Annotated in this window: 19 protein-coding genes and 2 tRNA genes; 8 read left to right on the forward strand and 13 right to left on the reverse strand. The window is 63.1% G+C overall.

Annotated features, from left to right (window positions below):
• The first annotated feature begins 194 nt into the window (after positions 1–194).
• On the forward strand, positions 195–2,072 hold the full coding sequence (locus tag ABE528_RS15155; RefSeq protein ID WP_152954153.1) for an MFS transporter: 1,878 nt from the start codon (positions 195–197) through the stop codon (positions 2,070–2,072).
• 10 nt (positions 2,073–2,082) lie between these two features.
• On the opposite strand, the gene sugE is transcribed toward ABE528_RS15155, so the two are convergent.
• From sugE to rdgC, 3 genes are all read right to left on the reverse strand, one after another.
• The gene (gene sugE / locus ABE528_RS15160) at positions 2,083–2,400 is read right to left on the reverse strand and encodes a quaternary ammonium compound efflux SMR transporter SugE (protein WP_346653375.1); all 318 of its coding nucleotides are present in this window, start codon (positions 2,398–2,400) and stop codon (positions 2,083–2,085) included.
• Positions 2,401–2,495: 95 nt separating this feature from the next.
• Positions 2,496–3,461: a bile acid:sodium symporter family protein gene (locus tag ABE528_RS15165; protein ID WP_152954155.1), complete on the reverse strand. Its 966-nt coding sequence runs from the start codon at positions 3,459–3,461 to the stop codon at positions 2,496–2,498.
• A 133-nt stretch (positions 3,462–3,594) separates the two neighbouring features.
• Complete coding sequence (rdgC, locus tag ABE528_RS15170; protein WP_152954156.1) at positions 3,595–4,515, reverse strand: recombination-associated protein RdgC; 921 nt, start codon at positions 4,513–4,515, stop codon at positions 3,595–3,597.
• Between the two features lie 216 nt (positions 4,516–4,731).
• Between rdgC and ABE528_RS15175 the strand changes: the two genes are divergently transcribed.
• A tRNA-Val gene (locus tag ABE528_RS15175) sits at positions 4,732–4,807 on the forward strand.
• A gap of 13 nt (positions 4,808–4,820) precedes the next feature.
• Positions 4,821–4,897: transfer RNA gene (locus tag ABE528_RS15180), tRNA-Asp, on the forward strand.
• 79 nt (positions 4,898–4,976) lie between these two features.
• Here the strand turns inward: ABE528_RS15180 and map are convergent.
• The gene (gene map, locus ABE528_RS15185; protein ID WP_346653376.1) at positions 4,977–5,753 is read right to left on the reverse strand and encodes a type I methionyl aminopeptidase; all 777 of its coding nucleotides are present in this window, start codon (positions 5,751–5,753) and stop codon (positions 4,977–4,979) included.
• Positions 5,754–6,090: 337 nt separating this feature from the next.
• Here map and ABE528_RS15190 point away from each other — a divergent pair, with 337 nt between their 5' ends.
• From ABE528_RS15190 to nirD, 3 genes are all read left to right on the forward strand, one after another.
• On the forward strand, positions 6,091–10,101 hold the full coding sequence (locus ABE528_RS15190) for a bifunctional nitrate reductase/sulfite reductase flavoprotein subunit alpha (RefSeq protein ID WP_346653377.1): 4,011 nt from the start codon (positions 6,091–6,093) through the stop codon (positions 10,099–10,101).
• A 304-nt stretch (positions 10,102–10,405) separates the two neighbouring features.
• Positions 10,406–12,955: a nitrite reductase large subunit NirB gene (gene nirB, locus ABE528_RS15195; RefSeq protein WP_346653378.1), complete on the forward strand. Its 2,550-nt coding sequence runs from the start codon at positions 10,406–10,408 to the stop codon at positions 12,953–12,955.
• Positions 12,955–13,317 carry a nitrite reductase small subunit NirD gene (gene nirD / locus ABE528_RS15200; protein ID WP_152954246.1) on the forward strand — a complete coding sequence of 121 codons (363 nt, stop codon included), beginning with the start codon at positions 12,955–12,957 and terminating at the stop codon, positions 13,315–13,317. The genes nirB and nirD overlap by 1 nt, the downstream gene beginning before the upstream one ends.
• Positions 13,318–13,441: 124 nt before the next feature.
• Here nirD and ABE528_RS15205 read toward each other — a convergent pair whose 3' ends face one another.
• The 9 genes from ABE528_RS15205 to ABE528_RS15245 all read right to left on the reverse strand — a co-directional run bounded on the left by ABE528_RS15205 (position 13,442) and on the right by ABE528_RS15245 (position 23,107).
• The gene (locus ABE528_RS15205; RefSeq protein ID WP_152954245.1) at positions 13,442–13,699 is read right to left on the reverse strand and encodes a PAAR domain-containing protein; all 258 of its coding nucleotides are present in this window, start codon (positions 13,697–13,699) and stop codon (positions 13,442–13,444) included.
• Entirely contained in the window at positions 13,696–14,499 is an 804-nt protein-coding gene (locus ABE528_RS15210; RefSeq protein WP_256669016.1) for a DUF6708 domain-containing protein, read from the reverse strand. The genes ABE528_RS15205 and ABE528_RS15210 overlap by 4 nt, the downstream gene beginning before the upstream one ends.
• Entirely contained in the window at positions 14,499–17,684 is a 3,186-nt protein-coding gene (locus ABE528_RS15215; RefSeq protein ID WP_346653379.1) for a T6SS effector BTH_I2691 family protein, read from the reverse strand. The genes ABE528_RS15210 and ABE528_RS15215 overlap by 1 nt, the downstream gene beginning before the upstream one ends.
• Entirely contained in the window at positions 17,681–18,604 is a 924-nt protein-coding gene (locus ABE528_RS15220) for a hypothetical protein (protein WP_152954243.1), read from the reverse strand. The genes ABE528_RS15215 and ABE528_RS15220 overlap by 4 nt, the downstream gene beginning before the upstream one ends.
• Complete coding sequence (locus ABE528_RS15225; RefSeq protein ID WP_152954242.1) at positions 18,601–18,948, reverse strand: hypothetical protein; 348 nt, start codon at positions 18,946–18,948, stop codon at positions 18,601–18,603. The genes ABE528_RS15220 and ABE528_RS15225 overlap by 4 nt, the downstream gene beginning before the upstream one ends.
• Positions 18,949–19,212: 264 nt before the next feature.
• Positions 19,213–20,163 (reverse strand): 2-hydroxyacid dehydrogenase, encoded by a 951-nt coding sequence (locus ABE528_RS15230; protein ID WP_346653380.1) that lies wholly within the window; start codon positions 20,161–20,163, stop codon positions 19,213–19,215.
• A 24-nt stretch (positions 20,164–20,187) separates the two neighbouring features.
• Positions 20,188–20,946 carry an SDR family oxidoreductase gene (locus ABE528_RS15235; protein ID WP_152954240.1) on the reverse strand — a complete coding sequence of 253 codons (759 nt, stop codon included), beginning with the start codon at positions 20,944–20,946 and terminating at the stop codon, positions 20,188–20,190.
• Between the two features lie 17 nt (positions 20,947–20,963).
• On the reverse strand, positions 20,964–21,674 hold the full coding sequence (locus tag ABE528_RS15240) for a fumarylacetoacetate hydrolase family protein (protein WP_346653381.1): 711 nt from the start codon (positions 21,672–21,674) through the stop codon (positions 20,964–20,966).
• Positions 21,675–21,766: 92 nt separating this feature from the next.
• Positions 21,767–23,107, reverse strand: coding sequence for an MFS transporter (locus tag ABE528_RS15245; RefSeq protein ID WP_152954238.1), 1,341 nt, complete (start codon positions 23,105–23,107; stop codon positions 21,767–21,769).
• 294 nt (positions 23,108–23,401) lie between these two features.
• On the opposite strand from ABE528_RS15245, the gene ABE528_RS15250 reads away from it, so the two are divergent.
• Together ABE528_RS15250 and pcaQ are read left to right on the forward strand one after the other, a co-directional pair.
• Positions 23,402–24,331, forward strand: coding sequence for an AraC family transcriptional regulator (locus ABE528_RS15250; protein ID WP_346653382.1), 930 nt, complete (start codon positions 23,402–23,404; stop codon positions 24,329–24,331).
• Positions 24,332–24,341: 10 nt separating this feature from the next.
• Positions 24,342–25,274 (forward strand): pca operon transcription factor PcaQ, encoded by a 933-nt coding sequence (gene pcaQ / locus ABE528_RS15255; protein ID WP_152954236.1) that lies wholly within the window; start codon positions 24,342–24,344, stop codon positions 25,272–25,274.
• The last annotated feature ends 91 nt before the right edge of the window (positions 25,275–25,365 follow it).

Below are 25,365 nucleotides of genomic sequence, written 5' to 3' on the forward strand. Positions count from 1 at the left end.
ATATGAATTATCGGCACATGTAACAAAATCTGAACAGTGATTGGGCTGAAATTAATGTCACTGTGATATCAAATTGTGAGCGGGTTCCGGTGTTGCCCCGTGTTTCTTGCCAGGCACAGGCTTTCCCATGCAGATTTGTGGCTCGCAGCGCTTCGCGTGCCTCCAATGACAAAAGACACTCAGGAACAAGGACGATGAGTCACCCCTCGCAATTCACCTTGCTCGGCAAGCGGCGTTTCCTGCCGTTCTTCGTCACCCAGTTGCTGGGTGCCTTCAACGACAACCTGTTCAAGCAGTCGCTGATCCTGGCGATCCTGTTCAAGCTCAGCCTGGGCGACGGTGACCGTTCGATCTGGGTCAACCTCTGCGCGCTGCTGTTCATCCTGCCGTTCTTCCTGTTCTCGGCGCTGGGCGGGCAGTTTGGCGAGAAGTTCGCCAAGGACGCGCTGATCCGCGCGATCAAGCTGGCCGAGATCGTCATCATGGCGGTTGGCGCCATCGGCTTCGTCACCAACCACCTCACGCTGATGCTGCTGGCGCTGTTCGGCATGGGCACCCACTCGGCGCTGTTCGGCCCGGTGAAGTACTCGATCCTGCCCCAAGCCCTGCGTGAAGAAGAGCTGGTCGGTGGTAACGGCCTGGTGGAGATGGGCACTTTCCTCGCCATCCTGGTCGGCACCATTGGCGCCGGGGTGATGATGGCCCACGACAGTTACGCCACGGTGGTGGCCGGTGGCGTGGTCGGCACTGCCGTGCTGGGCTACCTGGCCAGCCGCTGGATCCCGAGGGCCGCAGCGGCATCACCGCAGATGACGCTGGACTGGAACATCTTCAAGCAGTCGTGGGTGATCCTGCGCATGGGCCTGGGGCAGACCCCGGCGGTGTCGCGCTCGATCGTCGGCAACTCGTGGTTCTGGTTCGTCGGCGCCATCTACCTGACGCAGATCCCGACTTACGCCCAGGAGTGGCTGCACGGCGACGAGACCGCAGTGACCCTGGTACTGACCCTGTTCTCGGTGGGCATCGCCCTCGGTTCGCTGCTGTGCGAACGCCTCAGTGGGCGCAAGGTGGAAATCGGCCTGGTACCGTTCGGCTCGTTCGGCCTGACCCTGTTCGGCCTGCTCTGGTGGTGGCACTCGGGTGACGTGCCAGCTGGTGACCAGCCGCACGACTGGCTGGCGCTGCTGGGCATGCACCAGGCCTGGTGGATCCTGATGTCGATCGTCGGCCTCGGTGTGTTCGGCGGCTTCTACATCGTGCCGCTGTACGCCCTGATCCAGGCGCGCACCGCTGAAGACCAACGGGCCCGGGTGATCGCCTCCAACAACATCCTCAATGCCCTGTTCATGGTGGTCTCGGCGATCTTCACCATTGTCCTGCTGAGTGTGCTCAAGCTGAGCATCCCGCAGCTGTTCCTGGTGGTGTCGCTGCTCAACGTGCTGGTCAACGCCTACATCTTCAGGATCGTGCCCGAGTTCACCATGCGCTTCCTGATCTGGCTGCTCAGCCATTCGATGTACCGTGTGCAGCACCGCGACCTCGAACGCATCCCCGATGAAGGCGCGGCGCTGCTGGTGTGCAACCACGTGTCGTTCGTCGATGCGTTGCTGCTGGGCGGGGCGATCCGCCGGCCGATCCGCTTCGTCATGTACTACAAGATCTACAACCTGCCGGTGCTCAACTTCGTGTTCCGCACGGCGGGCGCCATTCCGATTGCCGGGCGCAACGAAGACCAGGCCACCTACGAGCGAGCCTTCGCGCGTATCGCCGAGTACCTGGCGGACGGTGAGTTGGTGTGCATCTTCCCGGAGGGCAAACTGACCGGCGATGGCGAGATCGATGTGTTCAAGGGGGGCGTCAGCCGCATCCTTGAAGAAACCCCGGTGCCGGTAATTCCGCTGGCGTTGCAGGGCCTGTGGGGGAGCTTCTTCAGCCGCGATCCGGCCAAGGGCTTCTTCAAGCGCCTGTGGTCAAAGGTGACCATCGTGGCGGGCGCCGCCATCCCGGTGGAGGCGGCGCAGCCAGAGACCTTGCGTGAGCAGGTCAGCCGCCTGCGCGGCGGCCTGCGTTAAGGAAGGGGAATCAGCTGGCGCTGACTTTCAGGCCTATCAGGCCGGTAATGATCAGCGCCACGCTGGCCAGCCGCACCAGGGCCACCGACTCGCCGAACAGGATGATCCCGGCGATCACCGTGCCGACGGCGCCGACGCCGGTCCAGATGGCATAGGCAGTGCCCAACGGCAGTTCCTTCATGGCCAGGCCCAGCAGGCCCAGGCTGATGGCCATGGCAGCGACGGTGAGTACGGTCGGGAGGGGTTTGCTGAAGCCGTCGGTGTATTTCAGGCCGACGGCCCAGCCGACCTCGAACAGGCCGGCAAAGAACAGGATGATCCAGGACATGATGCGTCTCCATCGTTGTGAATGATGGGGCCGTCCCCGGGATGGTCACGCGGTGCGTCGTGAGGTCGTCCTCACAGTGGCCATCAGGGTACACATCATTGCCTGGCCGGCTCAACCTCTTCAATGGCGGCCGATGAATCCTCCATCCTGCGGAACCAGGTCGACAGCAGCGCCCCGGAAATGTTGTGCCAGACGCTGAACAGCGCGCTCGGTACCGCCGCCAGCGGCGAAAAATGCGCCGCCGCCAGCGCCGCCCCGAGCCCCGAGTTCTGCATCCCCACCTCCAGTGCCAGCGACTTGCGCTGGGCCAGCGGCAGCTTGCAGAGCCGGCCGGTGAGGTAGCCCAGCAGATAGCCAAAGGTGTTGTGCAGCACCACCACCGCCATGATCAGCAACCCCGATTCGGCGATCTTGGCCTGGCTGGCCGCCACCACCGCGCAGACGATCATCACGATGCTCACCACCGACACCAGTGGCAGCACCTGCACCGCCATCTGCACCCGCGCACCCAGCAAGCGCTGGGCCACTACGCCGAGCACGATGGGCAGCATCACCAGCTGCAGGATCGACCAGAACATGTCCATGAAGGACACCGGCAGCCAGGCTGAAGCCAGGAACCAGATCAGCGCCGGGGTCAGCAGTGGGGCGAGCAGGGTGGTTACCGCGGCGATCGCCACCGCCAGCGCCAGGTCGCCCTTGGACAGCCAGACCATCACGTTAGACGCCGTGCCGCTCGGGCAGCAGCCGACCAGGATCACGCCCACGGCGATTTCCGCCGGCAGGTGGAACAGCTGGCACAGCAGCCAGGCCATGCCCGGCATGATCACGAAGTGCGCCACCACGCCCAGGGCCACGCGCCAGGGCTGGCGGGCGAGGGCGGCAAAATCGTCGAGCTTGAGGGTCAGGCCCATGCCGAACATCACCAGGCCCAGCAGCGGCACGATAGCCACCTTGAGGGCGATGAACCACTGGGGCATCAAGAAGGCCAGCACGGCGAACACCAGCACCCACAGGGCGAAGGTGTTGCCGACGAAGCGGCTGAGGGCGGCGAGGGCGCGCATTGGGAAACCTCCGGTTTCAGCTTCAAGTGGCAAGCTTCAAGCTGCAAGTGAAAGCAGTACGGTGCCGCATGGGGCACCGCACTATCGCTTTTGATTGTTCTTGTAGCTTACAGCTCGAAGCTTGCAGCTGCTTTTAGACCCCTTGCGGAATCTCTTCGCCACCGAGCACTTCGAACAGCGCCGGCAGGAACTCGGCAAAGGTCATCATCATCAGCTGGAAGCTGGCATCGAACTGCTGCGCGGCTTCGTCGCCACCGTCCTGTTCGGCCTGCTCCTGCAGCAGCTCTTCGAACTTCAGGCGCTTGATCACCATCTTGTCGTCGAGCACGAACGACAGCTTGTCCTGCCAGGCCAAGGCCAGCTGAGTGACTACCTTGCCGGTGCTCAGGTGCAGCTGGATTTCCTCGCTGGTCAGGTCCTGGCGCTTGCAACGGACGATGCCGCCGTCTTCGGCGGTGTCACGCAGCTCGCATTCGTCCAGCACATAGAAACCTTCGGCAGCCTGTTGCGACTTGACCCAGTCGGTCATGGTCGCGGTCGGTGCGATCTTCACCGTGGCCGGGCGCACCGGCAGCGAGCCCATCACTTCACGCAGGGTCGACAGCAGGTCTTCGGCGCGCTTGGCGCTGGCCGAGTTGACCAGGATCATGCCAAGGCGCGGGGCGATGGCGGCGAAGATCATCGAGCGGCGGATAAACGCGCGTGGCAGGAAGGCCTGGATGATCTCGTCCTTGATCTGGTCGCGCTCCTTCTTGTAGACCTTGCGCATTTGCTCGGTCTCGATCTCTTCGACCTTTTCCTTCACCGCATCGTTGACCACGCTGCTCGGCAGGATACGTTCTTCCTTGCGCGCGGCAATCAGCAGGAACTCGCCGCTGACGTGCACCAGGGGAGCGTCTTCACCCTTGCCGAATGGCGCGATGAAACCGTAGGTGGTCAGCTCCTGGCTGGCGCACGAGCGGGCTGGCTTGGTGGCCAGCGCAGCTTCCAGCGCTTCAGGCTCGAACGGTACTTCCTGGGTCAGGCGGTAGGACAGCAGGTTCTTGAACCACATGGGGGGCAATCTCTCCTTAATGCATAAGGCGGGCATTATTCTCCGAGCAGTGCTCCAAGGCCAACCCTGTCAGAGGGCCAGCAGTGCCCTATAAGGGAAGAAAAGCCCCGGCTGCCCTAGGTCTTTGAAAGGCTTGGAATTTTTTTTGAGAAAATTTAAAAAAGTGCTTGCCAGGGTGGCAGGCCGTCCGTAGAATGCGCGCCACACCGAGACGAAGGGTGATTAGCTCAGCCGGGAGAGCATCTGCCTTACAAGCAGAGGGTCGGCGGTTCGATCCCGTCATCACCCACCACTCGATGTATAGCGCAGCGGTAGTTCAGTCGGTTAGAATACCGGCCTGTCACGCCGGGGGTCGCGGGTTCGAGTCCCGTCCGCTGCGCCATATTCCGCTTCCAGGGCCCACTGAACACCCGGAAGCCACAAAAAAAGCGACCCCAGGGTCGCTTTTTTCGTTTCTGGCCTTAATGGCTGCGCTCTTCCTCGCGCAACGTCAGCACCTCGACCCCATCCTCGGTCACCGCCACCGTATGCTCCCACTGCGCCGACAGGCAGTGGTCCCGGGTAATCACCGTCCAGCCATCCTTCAGCGTCCGCGTCCCGCGCCCACCCTGGTTGATCATCGGTTCGATGGTAAACACCATCCCCGGCTGCAACTTCATGCCCATGCCACGCAGGCCGAAATGCAGCACCTCGGGCCCTTCGTGCATCTGCTGGCCGATGCCATGGCCGCAGTACTCGCGTACCACGCTGTAGCCAGCCGCTTCGGCATGGGCCTGGATGGCATGGCCGATATCCCCCAGCGTCGCCCCGGGACGTACCTGTTCGATGCCTTTCCACAGCGCATCGTAAGTGGTGTCGACCAACCGCTGGGCGTCTTCGCTGATTGGCCCGATGCTGTACATCTTCGACGAGTCGGCAATGTAGCTACCCTGTTCGAGGGTGATGTCGACGTTGATGATCGAGCCTTCCTTGAGCACTTCATCGACCTTGGGGATGCCATGGCAGACCACATGGTCCACCGAGGTGTTGAGCGAGTAGGGGAAGCCGTACTGGCCCTTGCTGGCCGGGCGGGCCTTGAGGGTGTCGATGATGAAGGCCTCGGCGCGGTCGTTGATCTGCATCGTGGTCACGCCGGGGCGGATGAAGCGGTCGAGTTCGGCGAACACCTGGGCCAACAGCCGGCCGGCGTTGCGCATCAGTTCGAGTTGGGCGGGGGTCTTGAGGATCACCTTGGACATGGAATGCGGGCTGTAGCTCTTGCTGGAAATTGCCCCAGCATAGCGCCATGGGTAGCTCGCTTGCCACCGCGTGGTGCGCTGCCTGTGCTGGCCTCTTCGCGGGTGAACCCGCTCCCACCGGTCCTGCACTGCCTTCAAGCCTGCGGCGATTCTGTGCGAGCGGGTTCACCCGCGAAAGGGCTGGTACAGCTGGCCCACTAATTGCTCAATGACCTTTATCCAGGGCTATCAACGTCGACAGCCCCACCACTCACGACAAAGGCGCCGTGTTGCCCCGCTTGCTTTGCAAGCCCGGGCAGCCGGCGCCTTTTTGCATGCCTGAAAGGGGAGACCGCCCATGACCACCCGCGAAGTACGCAGCGTCTGCCCCTACTGTGGCGTCGGTTGCGGCATCGTCATGAGCGTTGCCGACGGCAAGGTCAGCAAGATCAGCGGCGACAAGCAGCACCCGAGCAACTTCGGCCGCCTGTGCACCAAGGGCCTCACCGCACACCTGCCACTGACCGCCGCCGGGCGCATGGAGGACGCCTACGTCCGCCAGCAACGCAGCCAGCAGCCGGCGCGCAGCAGCATGGACCAGGCCATTGCCCAGGCCGGTGAGCGCCTGCGCGGCATCATCGACCAGCATGGCCCGGACGCGGTGGCGCTGTATGTGTCCGGGCAGATGTCGCTGGAGGCCCAGTACCTGGCCAACAAGCTGGCCAAGGGCTTTATCCGTACCCGGCATATCGAGTCCAACTCGCGGCTGTGCATGGCCAGTGCTGGCAGCGGCTACAAGCTGTCGCTCGGGGCCGATGGCCCCCCCGGCAGCTACCAGGATTTCGAACGCGCCAAGGTGTTCCTGGTGATCGGCGCGAACATGGCCGACTGCCACCCGATCCTGTTCCTGCGCCTGCTCGACCGGGTCAAGGCCGGTGCCCGGCTGATCGTCGTCGACCCGCGGCGCACTGCCACGGCCGACAAGGCCGACCTGTTCCTGCAAGTGCGCCCTGGCACTGACATGGCCCTGCTCAATGGCCTGCTGCACGTGCTGCACCACAACGGCCACACCGACCCCGCGTTCATCGCCTGTCACACCGAGGGTTGGGACGAACTGCCGGCCTTCCTCGACGATTACAACCCGGAGCGCGTGGCCGCCATCACCGGCCTGAGCGAAGCCGACATCCGCCAGGCAGCCGAATGGATCGGCACGGCCGGGGAGTGGATGAGTTGCTGGACCATGGGCCTCAACCAGAGCGTCCACGGCACTTGGCACAGCAACGCCCTGTGCAACTTGCACCTGGCTACGGGCGCCATCTGCCGCCCCGGCAGCGGGCCGTTTTCGCTGACCGGCCAGCCCAATGCCATGGGCGGCCGCGAGATGGGCTACATGGGCCCGGGCCTGCCGGGCCAGCGCTCTGCGCTGGTGGCGGCAGACCGCGCCTTCGTCGAGGAGCAATGGCACTTGCAACCGGGCAGCCTGCGCAGCGAAGGCGGCGAGGGCACGATCGCGCTGTTCGAGCAGATGAAGGCGGGCGAGGTGAAAGCCTGCTGGGTGATCTGCAGCAACCCGGTGGCCAGCGTCGCCAACCGTCAGCAGGTGATCGACGGCCTGCGCCAGGCCGAACTGGTGATCACCCAGGACGCCTTCCTCGACACCGAGACCAACCGCTACGCCGATATTCTCCTGCCCGCCGCGCTGTGGGCCGAAGGCGAGGGTGTGATGATCAACAGCGAGCGCAACCTGACGTTGATGCCGCAGGCGGTCCAGGCGCCCGGCCAAAGCCTGGCGGACTGGCAGATCATCGCTCGGGTTGCCTGCGCCATGGGCTACGCCGAGGCGTTCGATTATCCCGACGCTGAGGCGGTGTACGACGAGATCCGGCGCTTCTGGAACCCGGCCACCGGCTACGACTTGCGCGGCATCGGCTATCAGCAATTGCGCCTCAGCCCACGGCAATGGCCCAGCGCGCCGGGTCGCGATGACGACCGCAGCCCGCTGCGTTACCTGAACGACGGCAGCAGCCAGCACCTGTTGCGCGATGCCGAGGGCCATGCGCCTGCCCTGGCGTTCCCTACCGCCAGTGGCAAGGCGCGCTTCTTCGCCCGGCCCTGGCTGCCGGCGCCCGAGCTGCCAGACGCCGACTACCCGCTGGTGCTCAACACCGGCCGCGTGCAGCACCAGTGGCACACCCTGACCAAGACCGGCAAGGTGCCGGCGCTGAACAAGCTGGAGCCCGGGCCCTTCATTGAAATCCACCCTGATGATGCTGCGCGCCTGGGCATCGCCGACAAGGATCAGGTCGCCATCCGCTCACGTCGCGGCCAGGCGCTGTTGCCGGCGCGCATCAGCGACCGGGTCATGCCCGGCAACTGCTTTGCCCCGTTCCACTGGAATGACCTGGTCGGCGAGCAATTGGCGATCAATGCCGTGACCTGCGATGCGGTCGACCCGCTGTCGCTGCAGCCGGCGTTCAAGCATTGCGCCGTGGCCCTGGAGCGGGTCGCTGGCGAGCGCATCGATGCCCTTGAGCTGAACACCCCTCTGCCGGAGCCTGCCCGCATGCCGACCGCGACCCTGTCCCGCCTGCTTGGCCTGGACACTTTGCCAGCCCCGGTGCTGGCCGATGACGAGCGTCATTACCTGCAGGGCTTCCTGCTCGGCCTTGATCAGGCGCGTGCCGAGGGCGTACCCAGCCTGCCGGCCAGCGCGCCATTGGCTGCTTCACGGCGGCTGTTTGTCGATGGTTTGCTGGCGGGCTTGTTTGCGCAGCCAGCCGCTGCCCCGGCCATCGCCGCGCCGCGCCACCAGGTGCTGTGGGCCTCGCAGACGGGCAATGGCGAAGCGCTTGCCGAACGTTGTGCCCAGCGCCTGCGCGGCGCTGGTCTCGACGTGCAGCTCAGTTGCATGGACGCGGTAAGCCCCAGCCAGCTGCAAGGCGCCGCCAGTGTGGTGCTGATTACCAGCACCTTCGGTGACGGTGACGCGCCCGACAGCGCCACGGCGTTCTGGCAGGCGCTGCAAGGCGAGGAGGGCGCTTGCTGCGCGGAGCTGCCCTATGCCGTGCTGGCCTTGGGGGACTCCAGCTACGACCAGTTCTGCGGCTTTGGCCGCAAGCTCGACCAGCGCCTGGCCGAACTGGGAGGGCGCCGTTTGCTGCAGCGGGTCGATTGCGAACCGGATTTCGATGAGGCCTTCGCCGGGTGGCTCGAAGCCCTGCTGCCGGAGCTCGGCAGCACCGGCTCGCCAGCACCGGTCAGTGCACCGGCGCCGGTCGCGAGCTACAGCAAGCAGCAACCGTGGTCGGCCCCGCTGCTGGAAAATCACCTGCTCAACGGCCCGGGTGCCAACAAGGAAACCCGCCAGCTGGTGTTTGGCCTGTCCGGCAGCGGTTTCACCTATGCCGCCGGCGATGCCTTGGGCGTATGGCCGCGCAACTGCCCGGCGTTGGTCGAGGAGCTGCTGGCGCTGATGCAGCTCGATGGCAAGGAATGGGTTGCGTTGAAGGGGCAGCAGGCGATGCCACTGGCCGAGGCCCTGGAAACGCACCTGGAAATCGCCAAGGTCAACCCGCAGCAACTGCAGGTGTTCAGCGCCCATGCCGCCGACCTGCGGCGTCTGCTGCAGCCCGAGTGCAAGGCCGAACTGCAGGATTGGCTGTGGGGCCGGCAACTGGTCGATGTGCTGCGTGCGTTCCCTCAGCAGTTGCCGCTGGCTACCTGGCTCGACCTGCTCAAGCCGTTGCAGCCGCGTCTGTATTCGATCAGCTCCAGCCCGTTGGCGCATCCGGACCAGGTCCACCTCACCGTCGCCACCGTGCGCTATGGCGAGCGCAAAGGGGTGTGTTCAACGTTCCTTGCGGACCGTGCGCAGGCGTTGAGGGTGGCAATCTTCCCGCAAGTGTCGAAGCACTTTCGCCTGCCTGAGGACGACAATCTGCCAGTGATCATGGTCGGCCCCGGCACCGGCATCGCGCCGTTCCGTGCCTTCCTCGAAGAGCGCGAGGCACGCGGTGCCACCGGCGGTAACTGGCTGTTCTTCGGCGAGCAGTTTGCGGCCACGGACTTTTATTACCAGGCACAGCTGGAGGCCTGGCAGGCGAGCGGGCATTTGCGCCTGGACACGGCGTTCTCGCGGGACCAGGCCGAGAAGGTCTATGTGCAGCAGCGCATGCTCGAGCAGGGCGCGCAGTTGTGGCAGTGGCTGGAGGCGGGCGCGTACTTCTATGTCTGTGGTGATGCCCAGCGCATGGCCAAGGATGTCGATGCGGCGTTGCGTGAGGTGATTGCCGTGCATGGCGGGGTGGATGCGGAGGCCTATGTCGAGGCGTTGGGCAAGGCCAAGCGCTATCGGCGCGATGTGTACTGATGTGCTCCAGGATGGTGAGCTCTGCACTTGAAATGTGCATTTGTTGTGCCGGCCTCTTCGCGGGTGAACCCGCTCCCACAGGTACTGTGCAAAGTTGAAGGCAGTGGAGGCCCTTGTGGGAGCGGTTTTACCCGCGAAGAGGCCTTTACAGGAAACTGGATTGGCACAGTCCCTGCTTTAACCCTGATACAACAAAGCCCACTGATCAACGGCGATCAACCCGGGCCACCCACCGTGATGAATACAGGCAAAGGCGCCTGGAGCTTCGGCTCCAGGCGCTTTTTTTTTGATCGAGGATCGGCTTATGAAGGCAACAGCGAGCGGGCAACGAGAGCGACTGGTCATCGTCGGCAACGGCATGGTCGGCCACCATTGCGTCGAGCAACTGGTCGAACGCGGCGCCCTTGAGCGCTTCGAGCTGCACGTGTTCGGCGAAGAACCTCAACGTGCCTACGACCGCGTGCACCTGTCGGAGTATTTCGCCGGCAGCTGCGCCGAGACCTTGGCCCTGTGCGGGCAGGCCTACTACGGCGACAGCGGCGTGCACCTGCACCTGGGCGAAGCGGTGCTGGAAGTCGACCGCGAACGCTGCGAGGTGGTGACTGCCGAGGGGCGCTACGGCTACGACCAGCTGATCCTGGCTACCGGCTCCTACCCGTTCGTGCCACCAATCGAAGGCTCCAGCGGCAATGCCCGCCTGGTCTACCGCACCCTCGACGACCTCGATGCCATTCGCGCCGCTGCCGGCCACGCGCGCCGTGGCGTGGTGGTCGGTGGCGGCCTGCTCGGCCTGGAAGCCGCCAACGCCCTGAAGTGCCTCGGCCTGGAAGCCCACGTGGTGGAATTCGCCCCACGGCTGATGCCGGTGCAACTGGACGGCGAGGGCGGCGCCGCGCTCAAGGCGCAAATCGAAGCGCTGGGCGTCGGCGTGCACCTGTCGCGCGCCACCCAGTCGATCAGCGCGGGTGAAGCCTACCGCTACCGCATGAATTTCGACGGCGGCGAACACCTGGAAACCGACCTGATCGTGTTCTCCGCCGGTATCCGCCCGCAAGACGCTTTGGGCCGTGCCAGCGGCCTGCAGATCGCCGCTCGCGGTGGCGTGGTAATCGATAACCACTGTCGTAGCAGCGACCCGCGCATCTTCGCCATCGGTGAATGCGCCTCGTGGAATGGCAGCGTGTTCGGCCTGGTCGCCCCGGGCTACAGCATGGCGCGCAACCTGGCAGCGCTGCTGATGGGCGAAGCTGCCAGCGAATTCACCGGTGCCGACATGTCGACCAAGCTCAAGCTGTTGGGCGTGGATGTCGGCTCCATCGGCGATGCCCACGGCGCCACGCCGGGTTCGCGTAGCTACCGCTTCATCGACGAGGCCAACAGCGCCTACCGCCGGCTGGTGGTGGATGCCAGCGGCAAGCACGTGCTCGGCGCGGTGCTGGTGGGCGACAACAGCTACTACGACACCCTGCTGCAGTACGCCCAGAACGGCATCGCCCTGCCGGCCGACCCGGCAGCACTGATCCTGCCGCAGAGTGGCGGCGCGCCTGCGCTCGGCGCCGATGCGCTGCCCGACAGCGCAACCATCTGCTCGTGCCATAACGTCAGCAAGGGCGCGGTGTGTGCGGCCATCGACAGTGGCTGCGGCGACCTCGCTGCGGTCAAAGGCTGCACCAAGGCCGCCACCGGCTGCGGCGGTTGCGCGGCACTGCTCAAGCAGGTGTTCGAGCACGAACTCACCGCCCGTGGGGTGACCGTCGACAAGAGCCTGTGCGAGCACTTCGCCTACACCCGTCAGGAGCTCTACGGGCTGGTGCGGGTCGAGGGTATCCGTAGCTTCAACGAACTGCTCGAACGCCACGGCAAGGGCCATGTCGGCTGCGACATCTGCAAGCCGGCGGTGGGCTCGATCCTTGCCTCGTGCTGGAACCAGCCGATCACGGACCCGGCGCTGGTGCCGCTGCAGGACACCAACGACACCTTCATGGCCAACATGCAGAAGAATGGCACCTATTCGGTGGTGCCACGCATTCCCGGCGGCGAGATCACCCCCGACAAGCTGATCGTGATCGGCCAGGTGGCGAAAAAGTACGACCTCTACACCAAGATCACCGGCGGCCAGCGCATCGACCTGTTCGGCGCCCAGCTGCACGAGCTGCCGCTGATCTGGGGCGAGCTGATCGAAGCCGGTTTCGAAACCGGCCACGCCTACGGCAAGTCGACGCGCACGGTGAAGTCGTGCGTGGGTAGCACCTGGTGCCGCTACGGCGTGCAGGACAGCGTCGGCATGGCCCTGCGCCTGGAGGACCGCTACAAGGGCCTGCGCAGCCCGCACAAGCTCAAGTTTGCGGTATCCGGCTGCACCCGCGAGTGCGCCGAGGCGCAGAGCAAGGACATCGGCGTGATCGCCACCGACAAAGGCTGGAACCTGTACATCTGCGGCAACGGCGGCATGCGCCCGCGCCACGCCGAGCTGTTCGCCACCGACCTGGACGACGAAACCCTGGTGCGCCAGATCGACCGCGTGCTGATGTTCTACATCCGCACCGCCGACAAGCTGCAGCGCACCTCGGTCTGGCGCGAAAGCCTGGAAGGCGGCCTGGACTACCTCAAGCAGGTGATCCTTGATGACAGCCTGGGCCTGGCGGCCGAGCTGGAGGCGCAGATGCAGCATGTGGTCGACCAGTATGAATGCGAATGGGCCAACGCCCTCAACGACCCCGAGAAGCTCAAGCGCTTCCGCACCTTCGTCAACGACAAGCGCGCCGACCCGGACGTGCACTTCGTGCGCGAGCGCGAACAACGCCGGCCGGCTGCACCGCTGCACCTGATCCCAACCGTCGAGGAGGCTGTCTGATGAACCTGTCCAATGCTGCTGTGAAACCCCAAGAGAGCTGGAAGGCGGTGTGCCAGGCCGATGACCTGGTGGCCGACTCTGGCGTGGTGGTGTGGCTGGATGGCGCGCAGGTGGCGCTTTTCTACCTGCCCGAACTGGAGCAGAGCCTGTATGCGGTGGACAACCGCGATCCGCGCTCGGGGGCCAATATCATCGGGCGAGGGCTGGTCGGTAGCTTGCAAGGGGAATTGGTGGTGGCGGCGCCGTTGTACAAGCAGCACTTCAGCCTGCAGAGCGGGGCGTGCCTGGAGGATGCCGGGCAGCGGCTGCGGGTGTGGCCGGTGCGGATGAATGGGGAGGCGGTGGAGCTGGCGGTGGCCTGATGTATCGGGAGGTCCTCCACCGCTTTTTGAAAACGATGGAGGACCTGTGAGAGCCGCGCTTGTGGTGGCGACGAGCCGCGTCGATGGGCCGCAAAGCGGCCCCCTTTATGTATGGCCCGCCAGATCATTCAAGTTGCCAGCCAATATCGCCTTCCTCCAGATACCCACCATGGTCAGTTCGATCTCCCTGGCGCGCCACGGCCTTGCCTTCGATCTGGTAGCCCGCCGAGCCGCTGACGATCACTGCCCCGCAACTTGTCCGGTCACCGACCCTGGCCACGGCCTTGCCGTTGAAGGTGTAGTTGGGGCTGCCGGTTTCCACGACGCCTTTGCCGTGGATCGGGCAGGCATGGGAGTGGCCGACGAGCACCACAGGTTTCATGGTTGTTCTCCTGGGGCGGGGGCGGTGCGGGATTCCAGGTCCATTTCGGTGGGCCACTGGACCTTGGGAGCGCGTTGATCGAAAGGATTGGAATAAATGCCCTCATTCCAGTCCCAAGGTGGGTGGACGAAATCGGGGAGGGCTTCGGGCCCCTTCTGCATGAAGTGCCTGACGATTGCCCAGTATTGTTCGCCAGTCTCTATGTTGTCAGCAAAGAGTACGCGGTCTATTACTTCGTTTGTACCAGGCTTGCAAACGGATATCATGACTTTCTCCATTAATCCGCCATATCCCATGGGTGCATACAAGCGGTAAGCTTCAGCAGTAAGATCATCCCAGTCGTACGCGATGGGCTTTACTCCCCAGCGCTTTATGCTGAAGGGATGCAATAGGTCCGTTCTGTATTGGTAGAAGTAGACCTTTCGACGCTTCCTATTAAAGCGAACTGGCTCATTTCGAGGCTGCTCAATGTCCATGCGGATGTATGGAGTCAATAAGATGAAGGCTGCGATGCAGGCTGCTAAGAATATCGCTACGAATGATATGTCGGTTTTGGTTGCTACAAAAAAACTATAATATAATGACGCTGCTGTGACGCCAGATGTTGCTATTAATGTTAGGGATCCCATTATGAAGGAGAATCCTCTGAGCTCCATAGGGGGCCTGGATATTTCAATTGTAATGTCGTCGATACGGTTTGGTGGCGGATCCAGATTAGCTATGTCTAGGTTCAAGAGGCTAGGAGCGTTTGTGGCTGGGAGATCATACTTCCAGCCAATGGCGCGATGTCGTTGGGTCATTATGCTTCACCCTGCAATGCAATTTCGGCATACGCATCGGGTATGTTTCGGTCTGGCCAGTAAGCTATCAATAGTGAAGCACTTGTGATGTTGTGTCTTCCAATATCTGGTGTGAGTTCTATAGTCCCGCCGAAGACCTCGAAATTGTATTCTTCTTCGCTCTGGGTTACTTTGCGGCGCTTTTGGGTTACCTTCAAAGTATCCGCAAGATAATCAGGCGTTTTGGTTTTTTTTGAAGTTGTCATTGCGGAAAATATAGAGGTTCTGGATCTCACTGGTGGTGGCGAAAATCGATCCGTTGCGATAACCTCGCCACCTATATAGTTGGGTGGCAAGCCATCTCCATGGCGATGAAATACAAGTGCCCAATGATAGCTGGAGCTCAATTCTGAGAAATACGGAAGCGTGAACTGAAATTTTATGCTTCGCTTCGTTTCTAGGTTAACAAGTCCGCCTATTTTTGAACTGGTTGCAGGATCTGCTCTTTCAGTTTTGAATGCTAACCCGCCGGTTAGGTCCAAGGTGGCTGCGTTTAACTCAGCAAAGGCGATGTCGGCATGGTTTGGTGAATTCCAATGAATTCGTGGTGACTCGTTAGCGATTCCGAAAAAGCAGCGTTTGGCCCATTGCTCCAGTCGTGTTGATTCCATTTTTTCAGCCCACTTGGTGATCTTGTATGTAATTGCGCTAAGCATAATAGTCGCGCCTACTGCACCAATTAACAGCGGGCTAAATACAGCTCGTATCCCACTGGCGACTCCTCCAATGGTTAAGGCTGCAGCGAGTCCGTATCCCAAAGCAGCTTTGCTATCACCATCACCATGTTTGCGTTTTGTAGCCATCATAAGATAAATCGACTCGAAAAGACCTGCGGCAGCGTTAATCATGGCTCCGAATTTTGCAATTGTACGGCCAGTGGCCAAGTTATTGGTTGTACTTGCTCTGTGTGGTATGAAAAGTCCAATTAATTCTATGCCGCTGCCAGCGATACCTATCATTGAGCCATACAACGCTACCAAGGCTTCGGGGGACTTAGAGCCAATCTCTTCTTCTGCTTTTTTCAGGTTCTTGCCAGCGCTGTCGTTTAGTAAATAAAGGCCGCCCAGCGAGAGCAGCACCTCCGAGCCTTTTCCCGTTCCTCGTAGTCCGCTGAAACTATCACGCAGCAACTGAGAAGCCTGCCCAGCGCTGATCTTCATGCCATCCAGTTTTTTTCGCGCATCCAGCTCCAGCGTCCCCGTTGCTACCTTGAGTTCCACTAGCGCCATCTTCGCGGCATCGTTCAACTGGTTGACGTTCAGTTTGACCTCCCTTGCCAACCGCTCATGCAGTTCATACGCCGTGCCTTCGACCCAGACGCTGACCGGGATTACCTGGTGCGCCACTTTCGGGTCGAGCACGGCCAGGCTCAGCAGCCCGGTCTGGATGATCGGTTTGACCTTGCGCGCTCCGTTCTGTACGCCGGCTTGCAGTTCGTCGAGAGACAGCATCATGCCTTCCCGCGCCTTGGCCAGTTTCTCGCTGGCCCTGTTCTGCAGTTCACGCAGGTGCGCGCTCTGTAGGGCGTAGTACTCACCCAACTTCATCTGCACCTGCAGTTCGATCAGGTGCACGCCGTTGTAAACCCGTTGGCCGGCACTGTTCAGATGCCGTACGGCCTGCTGAATGCCGGGGTTGAGGTGCACTTGCAGGCGCATGCTGGCGGCGTTGACTGCGCCCTGCAGTTCAGTGATGGCCTGCTTGAGCGAATCACGCATCTTCAGGCCGGCGTCTTCACTGGAGATGAACTTGCTCAAGGCGCTGTAGAACTTTTCGCTGTCGTTCCAGTTGGTCGGTTCGGTCGACGAAAAGCTTGGCAGCAGCGCTGCCATCAGTGGCCCGTCGCGAAGAAGGAGCGCCCGGTAGGGTGGGCTATTCGGGTCCTGAAGCCAGTTCAGCCACAATGCTTCGCTGGTGTTGGAAGCTGGCTCAGGATTGATGGACGGCGCTTCAGTGATGCCACCAGCCAGGCAGGCGGCGATGGTCTTGCTGTAGGCGATGCCCGACTCGCGGTCCCGGCCGTCGTAGTCGTGCCTTTCGATGAGGGCGAAGGCAGCGCTCTCACAGAGTTGCGCGTAGGTGCTGGCATGCCGGTCGATGTAGGCCTGGAAGCGGGCTTCCTCTTGTTCATACTCCGCCTGGAACGCCGCACGCCGGGGTTCGTCATAGCGCTCCTCGAGCTTTTCGTCGCTCTCTTGCTGGCGCATCTCGACCACCGGCTGGCGCTGCTTTTCGGGATCGGCGAACACAGGCGGCCCATCACCGGTCTGTGCTTCGAACGTGAACACTTTCTGCGCCGCCCATTCGCGCTGGGTAGCTCGGATGATCTGCAGGATCTGCGACGTCTGCAGCTGATAGGCGCGCAGCGGGTCTTCGCGCCAGGCCTGGCGCTTGACCACCCAGTTCAGGCGCTGGTGGTTGTACTCCTGGATCAGGCCGACGGTATCGTCGAGCACCACCGCCAGCACGCCGTTTTCCAGCTGGTACCGGGCCATGGCATTGACCAGGTAACCGCGCAGGGCGGTCTTGCGCAGGAAACGGCTGTGAAAGCCATGGGCGCTGTCGAACGGGCCGTTCAGTTGCTGGGCGTATTCGAACACCTGGCGGTCAACCTGGAGGTTATCCGGGGTCATGGCCAGGCCCAGCAGTTCGGGGTGCTTGCGCGCCTGGATCAGGTCCAGGCCCTCGAAGCGATGCGCAGGATACTGGCCGCTCTTGTAAGCCTGCAGCACGCTGACCGGCCAGGGATCACTGGAGAACGCCAGCCAGGCCGAGCCGTAAGTCTCGGTGTCGATGTTGAGGAAGGACGAGGGGATGTCGTGGTCCTCATGCACGCAGCGCTCGGGCAGCGACGCTGGTGGGCCAGGATTAGGCTCGTAGGGATTGATGCGGCGCAAGTGGCCTTGCGCGGTGACCTCGTAGGCGTGCCAGATGCGCTGGTCGAGCAGCACATAGAGGTAACCACTGCGTAACGTGCGCAGGCCCCTCCGGGTTTGCGTTGCGGGGTCGCTGCCGGGGCGGGTATCGGGAACCACGGCGTGGCGCAGGGGGAGGATGGGCAGGCCCTGGCGCTGGCAGGCTTTGCAGGGGGTGAGGAGGAAGTCGGTTTCGGTGATCAGGTTGGCAATGTTCTGGCTGAAGCTCATGGGTAGGCCTCGTGACAGGGGAGGGTGGCAACCAGGCGCTGCCAGTTCGAATCGGAGTAGCGCGCCAGCTGGGCGCTCAGCGGGCATTGCCGATGAATGGCCGCATCGATCATGTCGCGCACGGCCTGGAGGGTGTGCAGCTGTGGGTGCAGGCAAAGCAGATGCAGGGCAAGTGCCTGGATGTCCTGCTCAGCGCTCAAGCCGAGCCCGCGCGCACTATTGATGTGATTGGAGGCACGCACAGCAGCGAAAGGAGGCAACGTTGAGACTTTGGTAGCACTGGTAAACAGGAGGGACGCTTTCCATATCGCTAACACGGCCTCGATCAGCGCGGCGTCCTGCTGCACACCGATGGCGCCCGCAGGCAGACTACGCCGGTTGCGAGGCTGACCTCTCAGGCTCGCCAGGCTGCCGCCACTGGTCACGAACACCCAGCGCTCGATCGGCCACCACGGTCCCTGTTCCGCACGCTCGAACAACGCTGCCAGCAGTTCCAGTCGCAGCGGTTCGTAAACAGGGTGAAACGACGTCGCTCCGGATGCTTCGGGCAAACGGCACAGCGCGGTCACGTGAGATGCAATGGCAGAGGGCGCGGCTTCGCTGAGCAGCCAGCCACAGACCTGGCGCTTGCGCCGGTGCATGTCGTGTTCGGCAGCCTTTGTTGTCAGCTCCAGCAGCGCCGCGTCAGGCAAGCTGCCTGGTGAGCCAAGGCACACGAGCACTGGATGCGATTCAGGTGCATGGGGCATATTAGGCCTAACCACCCGTGTCATCGCACAGTCGCCCAATACCGACTTCAGGTTTTTGAGTAATGAATGTTCGCTGTCTTTCGGGGCTGCCAGCGGGTCCAGCAGCACATAGCTGTGCTGCCCGGAGCGGTGATGCTCGTTGATGAGCTCGACCAAGGCTTTACTGTTCATCGGCCTTTTTCCTCACACCCATCGCAGGCATTGTGCTTGAGCGACTCCAGCACTTCGTTGGTCAGCAATTGCAGGCGGTAGCTGTAGATCCCGCACGTCACCGCCATGGGCACGGCGCTGTTCAGCAACGGGCTCTGGAAAGTGCCGCGTAGTTTGAAGTCAGGGGCGACCGGGTTGCTCTCATGCGGCTCAGCGAATTCGGATTGGCTGTCTGGGGAGTGAGATGTGGGACTGGAGCCCCATGCCGAGGGTTTGAGGATGGGCCTGGTATTGTGCTCGTTTATCTCTTGGGTGGCATTTGCCGTAGCCGGCTTCTTGCTGTTTGAATCAAACTTGTTGAGCATTGAAGTTCCTCTTTCACCCGTCATCGCACGGCTATGCCGGCCAACGGTTGGTTAGCGAACAGATGCATATGATTTGCACCTGAACACTAACGAGGAATCAATTCTCAGAGGAGCTTCGCTCTTCCTAAAACCTTGTAGGATTTTTCGCCAAATGACTTTTGAGATGTTTTGGCTAGAAGTAACTTAATGTAAGTTTGTGCGGCAAAAAGTGGAACGGTGAGTGGCATTCAGCTTGCCATTCGCCGTTCTTATTCCAGTTTCAAATCAGACCACCAACCCCTGCGGCTTGCGCCCGGCAAACACATCCACCAGGCTGGCCACCACCATCTCACCCATGCGCGTGCGGGTCTGCACCGTGGCACTGGCGCGATGCGGTTGCAGCACCACATCCTCACGCTCGAACAAGGCCTCGGGCGCCCGTGGTTCATCGGCAAACACATCCAGCGCCGCGCCAGCGATCTCGCCGGCCTCCAGCGCGGCAATCAGCGCCGGCTCATCCACCAGCTTGCCGCGTGCGATGTTGATCAGATACCCCTGGGCTCCCAACGCCTGCAGCACCTCGCGGTTGACCAGCGCTTCGCCCTTGTCGGCCGCCGCCGCCAGGATCAGCGCATCGCTGCCCTTGGCCAGTTGCAGCAGATCCGCCTCGAAACCATAAGGCACTTCCAGCGCCTGCAAATCGGTGTAGCGAATCGGGCAACCGAACGCCGCCGCCCGCTGCGCTACGGCGCGGCCGACCCGGCCCATGCCAACGATGCCCACGCGCATGCCCGACACCTGGCGGGCCAGCGGCAACGGTGCCAGCGGTGTGGCGCTGGTGGCCCAATGGCCGGCGCGGACGAAGCGGTCACCGGTGCAAATGCCCCGGCACAAGCCAATCAACAAGCCGATGGCGAGGTCGGCGACATCTTCGGTGAGGGCGCCGATGGTCGCGGTCACCTGAATGCCACGATCGCGGGCATAGGCGAGGTCCACCGCATCGGTGCCGACGCCATTGACAGCGATCACTTCGAGGTTGGGCAGGCGCGCCATCAGCGCCTGGCTGATGCCGGTGTGGCCACCGGTGATCACCCCGCGGATGTTGTCGGCATGCTGGCTGACATAGGCGTCCTTGTCGGCCTGTTCGTAGTAGCGGTGCACGGTGAACAGCTGTTCCAGCTGCTCACGGATTTGCGGGATGAGGATCGGGCTCAGTTGCAGGACTTCAGGTTTCATCGGTCACTCCATCAGGAACAGGGTTCAGCCACGGCCAACGAACGGCATGTTGCTGGCCATCACGGTCATGTTCAGTACGTTGGCATCCAGTGGCAGCGCGGCGATGTAGCGCACCGCGTCGGCCACATGGCGCACGTCGAGCATCGGTTCGGCGGCGATCTCGCCGTTGGCCTGGCGCACACCACGGGTCATGCGTTCGGACAGCTCGGTCAGGGCGTTGCCGATATCCACCTGGCTGCAGACGATGTTGTAGGGGCGGCCATCCAGCGCCAGCGCCTTGGTCAGGCCCAGTACCGCGTGCTTGCTGGCGGTGTAGGGCGCGGTGAACGGGCGCGGGGTGTGCGCCGAGATCGAGCCGTTGTTGATGATCCGCCCGCCTTGCGGCTGCTGGCGGCGCATCAGGCCGAAGGCGGCGCGGGCGCACAGGAACACGCCGTCGACGTTGGTGGCGATGACGTTGCGCCAGTTCTCCAGCGGCAGCTCGTCTACCGGCACGGCGGGGGCATTGATACCGGCATTGTTGAAGATCACATCGAGGCGGCCATGCACCTCCTCGATGGTGGCGAACAGCTGCGCGACGCTCTGCTCATCGCGCACGTCGGTGGCTACGGCCAGGGCTTCACCGCCCGCTGCCAGCGCCTGTTCGACGACGGCTTGCAGGGGGTCGGCGCGGCGGCCGGCGAGGACCAGGCTGAAGCCTTCTTCCAGCAGGGCGAGGGCGACGGCGCGACCGATGCCGCTGCCGGCGCCGGTGACCAGGGCGATTTTCTTGTTTTGCTTCATTTCGGGCTCCAGTGAATTCAGGCAGCGTTGGCGGCTTGCCCGGCAGGGCGAGGGCCGACGCGCAGGTGCAGTTCGCCGATGCCATCGATGCCGGCGTGGATCGTGTCACCCGGGTTCAGCGGCGCCACACCGGGCGGGCTGCCGGTCATGATCAGGTCGCCGGGGCGCAGCGGCAGCTGGCGGGACAGCCGGCTGATCACCTCGGCCAGGGCCCAGGTCTGCTGGCTCAGGTGGGCACGCTGGCGCTCCTGACCATTGACCTGCAGCCACAGCGACGCATCCAGCGGCCAGGTGCATTCGCTGGCGGGGACGATGGCGGTCATCGGTGCCGAGGCCTCGAACACCTTGGCGCCTTCCCATGGCAGGCCCTCGGCCTTGGCCTTGCGCTGGTGGTCGCGACGCGTCAGGTCGAGGCCGACGGCAAAGCCGAACACGTGTTCCAGGGCATGCTCCTGGGCAATGTCGGCGCCGCCCTTGGCGATCGCCGCGACCAGCTCGATTTCGTGGCAGAACTCATTGGTCTGCGGCGGGAAGGGCAGTTCGCCCTGCGCCTCGACCACGTTGCACGCCGGTTTCATGAAGAACACAGGCTCCTGTGGCGCCGGGCCGTAGGACTCCGGCCATGGGTAGTTGCGGCCCAGGCAGAACACCCGGCCGACCGGGAAGCGCGCAGCGCTGCCGCGGATCGGCAGGCTGACGATGGCTGGCGGGTTGAACAGGTAGGTCATGGGTGGATCCTCCGTACTGGAGTGGCCAGCGTAAGTCAGAGGCTGGCCGATAAAGTTGGACGAAAGCAGGGGCGGCTTGGACTAATCGGGGCTCATGCCGTGGTCTTCAGTTCGATGCGATACAGCTTCCCGAGCAGCAGCGAGTAAGACAGGGTGCCCATCAACGCCACCCCGCCGATGAACCAGAACGCCATGGCGAACGAGCCGCTGGCATGCACGATCGCGCCGATCACGATCGGCGTGACGATGCCGCCGATGTTCGCCGCCAGGCTGGTGACCCCGCCGGTCAAGCCGATCAGCTCCTTGGGCGCCACTTCCGACACCGCTGCCCACGACGCCGAGGCGATACCCTGGGCGAAGAACGCCAGGGTGAGTACGGCAATGCACAGCACATTGGAGTCGGTGAAATTCACCAGCACGATCGACATGCCCAGCATCGAACCCACCACCAGCGGCAGCTTGCGGGCGAATGACAGCGAGTAGCCCTTGCGGATCAGCAGGTCGGAAACGATCCCCGCGAGGAGGATGCCGACCGTGGCACCAATGAATGGCATGACCGCGAAAATGCCAACCTTGATCAAGGTCAGCTGGCGCTCTTCGATCAGGTAGGTGGGGAACCAGGTGAGGAAGAAATACAGCGCCGAGGTGCTGGCGAACTTGCCCAGGCAGATGGCCCAGATCTGCCGGTAGCGGAACAGCTCGGCAACTTGGCGCCAGTCGAAGCGGGTACGTTGCTGGCTGCTTTTCACCAGGCCGCCGCCTTGTTCGATGTAGGCCAGTTCTTCCTTGCTGACCTTCTTGCAGTTCAGCGGGTCGCGGTACAGCCACAGCCACACCACGCCGAACAGGATGCCGACCAGACCGGTGCTGTAGAACACGTGGCGCCAGTCGTAGGTGGTCGCCAGCCACAGCAGCGCGCCGGTGAACAGCGCGGTGCCCAGGTATTGGCCACACACGTAGATGCTGCTGGCCATGCCGCGTTCGCGGGCGGGGAACCACACCGTGACCGCGCGGCTGTTGGCTGGGAACGCCGGGGCTTCCATGGCACCGACCGCCAGGCGCAGGCCGAACAGTGAGGCGAAGCCGCTGGCCAGGCCTTGGGCCACGGTGACCGCTGACCAGCTGATCAGCGATACGCCGTAGGTCAGGCGCGAGCCAAAGCGGTCGGCGATGAAGCCGGCGGGTACCAGGGCCAGGGCGTAGGTCCAGGCGAAGGCGGAGAAGATCAAGCCCATCTCGACCTTGTCCAGGCCCAGGTCCTTGGCCATGAACGGCGCAGCGATGGAAATGTTCACCCGGTCGACGTAGTTGATGATGGTCGCCAGCAGCAGCAGCGACAGCATGAACCAGCGGCGCCGGGTGGGCAGGCGCTGGGCAGGGGCCGCGTCCAGCGCGTATGACGACGCGGCGCGGGGGGTAGGCGTGCTCGACATGAGTCGACCTCGTTTGTTGTTGTTGGTAGAGGTTGGGCTGCAGTCCCTTTTCTAAGGTGGTCGTACAACGAGATGAATGCAACGGCGGGTTTAGACCGTTTTTTTCACGGCAGGCGGGGCAGCGCTGCGCTGTCCAAGAAATTTCATAAGTGGGGTTTTGTTCGTATTTTCTGCTGGATGTCCCGTTTTTTGCGGGTTGCGTGGATTTGCTGTTGCGCAGGTTTTTGCAGAAGGGGTTAAATTGCAGAGTTTGGACATCGTACAACTTAGAGCCCCGCAACCCGGAGATTGCCCATGCCCCCCAAGCGCGAGGTTCCGACCTACGTCATGCAGCAGCGCAGCGAGCTGATGGATTTCTACATCCGCGACCAGCGCGGCCGCCCCGCCGAAACCGCGCCGCATCGCCACGAGTACTTCCAGATTCAGATCAATTTCGGTGGCGACACGGTGCAGCACATCGGCAGCGTGCAGCGCCCCTTCAGGCGCAACACCCTGGCCTTCATCCTGCCGCATCGGGTGCATGTGATCCCGCACCCGGCTGACAGCGATTTCGTGGTGATCAATTTCTCCCAGACGTTCCTGTTGCCGCACCTGGCCTGCGACCCGATGGACCTGGAAGAGGTGTCGATCCTGCAGGCTCCGGAATTGTCACCGTTCCGCTTCCAGGAGCATCTCGACTTCTGCCTTGGTGAGGCCGAGTTCGCCGAGGTGCGGCAGGTTCTCGAACGCATGCGCGCACTCGATGCCAACCGCCGTTTCGGCACCCGCGAAGTGCTCAAGGGCCTGCTGCTGCAGCTGATCGGCCAGGTTTGCGGCCTGTACGCCGAGCCGCTGCGCGAACTGGCTGACAGCAATGCCGCGCAGCTCAGCCGCCGCGCCGCGCTGGGGCGCATGAGCGAGTACCTGCGCCGGCATATCGACGACCCCGACCTGAACCTGCAGAAAGTCGCCGCCGCCACTTACTTGTCGCCGACCTACCTGACCCACTGGCTGCGCAAGGAAATCGGCAAGACCTTCAGCGAGCTGGTGCTGGAGCGGCGCATGCACACCGCACGCAATTACCTGCTCAATGGCAGTCGCCCGGTGGGCGAGGTGGCGCGGCTCTGTGGCTTCGCCGATGAGGCCTACTTTTCCCGGCGCTTCCGGCAGATCCACGGCCTGCCGCCTGGGCAGTTCCGCCGCCAGCAGCGCGACCCGGATACGCCGCAGGTGGCGATGCGGTAAGCTTGCCGGCATGAACCTCGACACCCGTATCAAGTACCGCCACCTGCTGTGTTTCCTGGAGATTGCCCGGCAGGGCAGCCTGGCCAGGGCGGCGGACATCCTGGCGATCAGCCAGCCGGCGATCTCCAAGACGCTCAAGGAACTAGAAGACCTGCTCGAAGCGCGTCTGTTCGAGCGCAGCCGCCAGGGCGTCGAGCTGACCCCGGCTGGCACCCGCTTCATGCGTTACGCCGGGCCCAGCGTGCAGGCGCTGCGTGATGGCGTGAGCAGCCTGCGCGGTGAAGCGCGGGCGCCGTCGCAGGTGCGTATTGGTGTGCTGTCGACGGTCGAGGGGCTGCTGATGCCTGAGGTGCTGTGCCGCCTGCATCAGCGCCATGAGGCCTTGGTGATCAGCGTGGTCACCGGGGTCAGTGCGCAGTTGCTCGGGCAACTGCACCTGGGCGAGCTGGAGCTGGTGGTCGGGCGCATGACCGACAGCCCGCAGATCCAGGGGCTGTCGTTCGAGCACCTGTACAGCGAATCGATGGCATTGGTCGTGCGCCCCGGCCATCCCTTGCTGGCGAGCGCACCGGTGGAGCGGCAGCGGGTCGGGCAGTATCCGTTGGTACTGCCGCCGCCGGGCACCACCATTCGCCAGCATGCCGACAGCCTGTTCGTGCAGTGCGGTATCCAGATGCCGGCGCAGCGGCTGGAGACCTTGTCGTTGGCGCTGAGCCGGCGTTATCTGCTGGGCAGTGACGCATTATGGGTGGCGCCGCGTGATGCGGTGCTGCTGGATTTGCGCCGGGGTGAGCTGGCCGAAGTTGACCTCGGCGTGCGCGAGCCGGGCGGTTCGGTGGGCATCTGCCGCAATGCGGCATTGCCGTTGAGTCTGCAGGGGCAGTGGGTGTGCGAGGTGCTGCGCGAGCTCGCTGAGCAGTACCGGGAAGGCGCGTATCCCTGATCAGAACTGCCAGAAATAAAAAGCCACAAAAACCAGGAAAACCCGGCACAAAGGGTCAATACTGGCCAATGGCTGTACAGCATCCATGAAG

Source organism: Pseudomonas sp. TWI628, from assembly GCF_039673865.1.
Taxonomy (GTDB): Bacteria; Pseudomonadota; Gammaproteobacteria; order Pseudomonadales; family Pseudomonadaceae; genus Aquipseudomonas.

Coding starts and splice junctions, on each gene's coding strand:
- ABE528_RS15155 (WP_152954153.1), top strand. CDS start 195: ATGAGTCACCCCTCGCAATTCACCTTGCTCGGCAAGCGGCGTTTCCTG.
- sugE (WP_346653375.1), bottom strand. CDS start 2,400: ATGTCCTGGATCATCCTGTTCTTTGCCGGCCTGTTCGAGGTCGGCTGG.
- ABE528_RS15165 (WP_152954155.1), bottom strand. CDS start 3,461: ATGCGCGCCCTCGCCGCCCTCAGCCGCTTCGTCGGCAACACCTTCGCC.
- rdgC (WP_152954156.1), bottom strand. CDS start 4,515: ATGTGGTTCAAGAACCTGCTGTCCTACCGCCTGACCCAGGAAGTACCG.
- map (WP_346653376.1), bottom strand. CDS start 5,753: ATGTCCAAGGTGATCCTCAAGACCCCCGCCCAACTCGAACTGATGCGC.
- ABE528_RS15190 (WP_346653377.1), top strand. CDS start 6,091: ATGACCACCCGCGAAGTACGCAGCGTCTGCCCCTACTGTGGCGTCGGT.
- nirB (WP_346653378.1), top strand. CDS start 10,406: ATGAAGGCAACAGCGAGCGGGCAACGAGAGCGACTGGTCATCGTCGGC.
- nirD (WP_152954246.1), top strand. CDS start 12,955: ATGAACCTGTCCAATGCTGCTGTGAAACCCCAAGAGAGCTGGAAGGCG.
- ABE528_RS15205 (WP_152954245.1), bottom strand. CDS start 13,699: ATGAAACCTGTGGTGCTCGTCGGCCACTCCCATGCCTGCCCGATCCAC.
- ABE528_RS15210 (WP_256669016.1), bottom strand. CDS start 14,499: ATGACCCAACGACATCGCGCCATTGGCTGGAAGTATGATCTCCCAGCC.
- ABE528_RS15215 (WP_346653379.1), bottom strand. CDS start 17,684: ATGAGCTTCAGCCAGAACATTGCCAACCTGATCACCGAAACCGACTTC.
- ABE528_RS15220 (WP_152954243.1), bottom strand. CDS start 18,604: ATGAACAGTAAAGCCTTGGTCGAGCTCATCAACGAGCATCACCGCTCC.
- ABE528_RS15225 (WP_152954242.1), bottom strand. CDS start 18,948: ATGCTCAACAAGTTTGATTCAAACAGCAAGAAGCCGGCTACGGCAAAT.
- ABE528_RS15230 (WP_346653380.1), bottom strand. CDS start 20,163: ATGAAACCTGAAGTCCTGCAACTGAGCCCGATCCTCATCCCGCAAATC.
- ABE528_RS15235 (WP_152954240.1), bottom strand. CDS start 20,946: ATGAAGCAAAACAAGAAAATCGCCCTGGTCACCGGCGCCGGCAGCGGC.
- ABE528_RS15240 (WP_346653381.1), bottom strand. CDS start 21,674: ATGACCTACCTGTTCAACCCGCCAGCCATCGTCAGCCTGCCGATCCGC.
- ABE528_RS15245 (WP_152954238.1), bottom strand. CDS start 23,107: ATGTCGAGCACGCCTACCCCCCGCGCCGCGTCGTCATACGCGCTGGAC.
- ABE528_RS15250 (WP_346653382.1), top strand. CDS start 23,402: ATGCCCCCCAAGCGCGAGGTTCCGACCTACGTCATGCAGCAGCGCAGC.
- pcaQ (WP_152954236.1), top strand. CDS start 24,342: ATGAACCTCGACACCCGTATCAAGTACCGCCACCTGCTGTGTTTCCTG.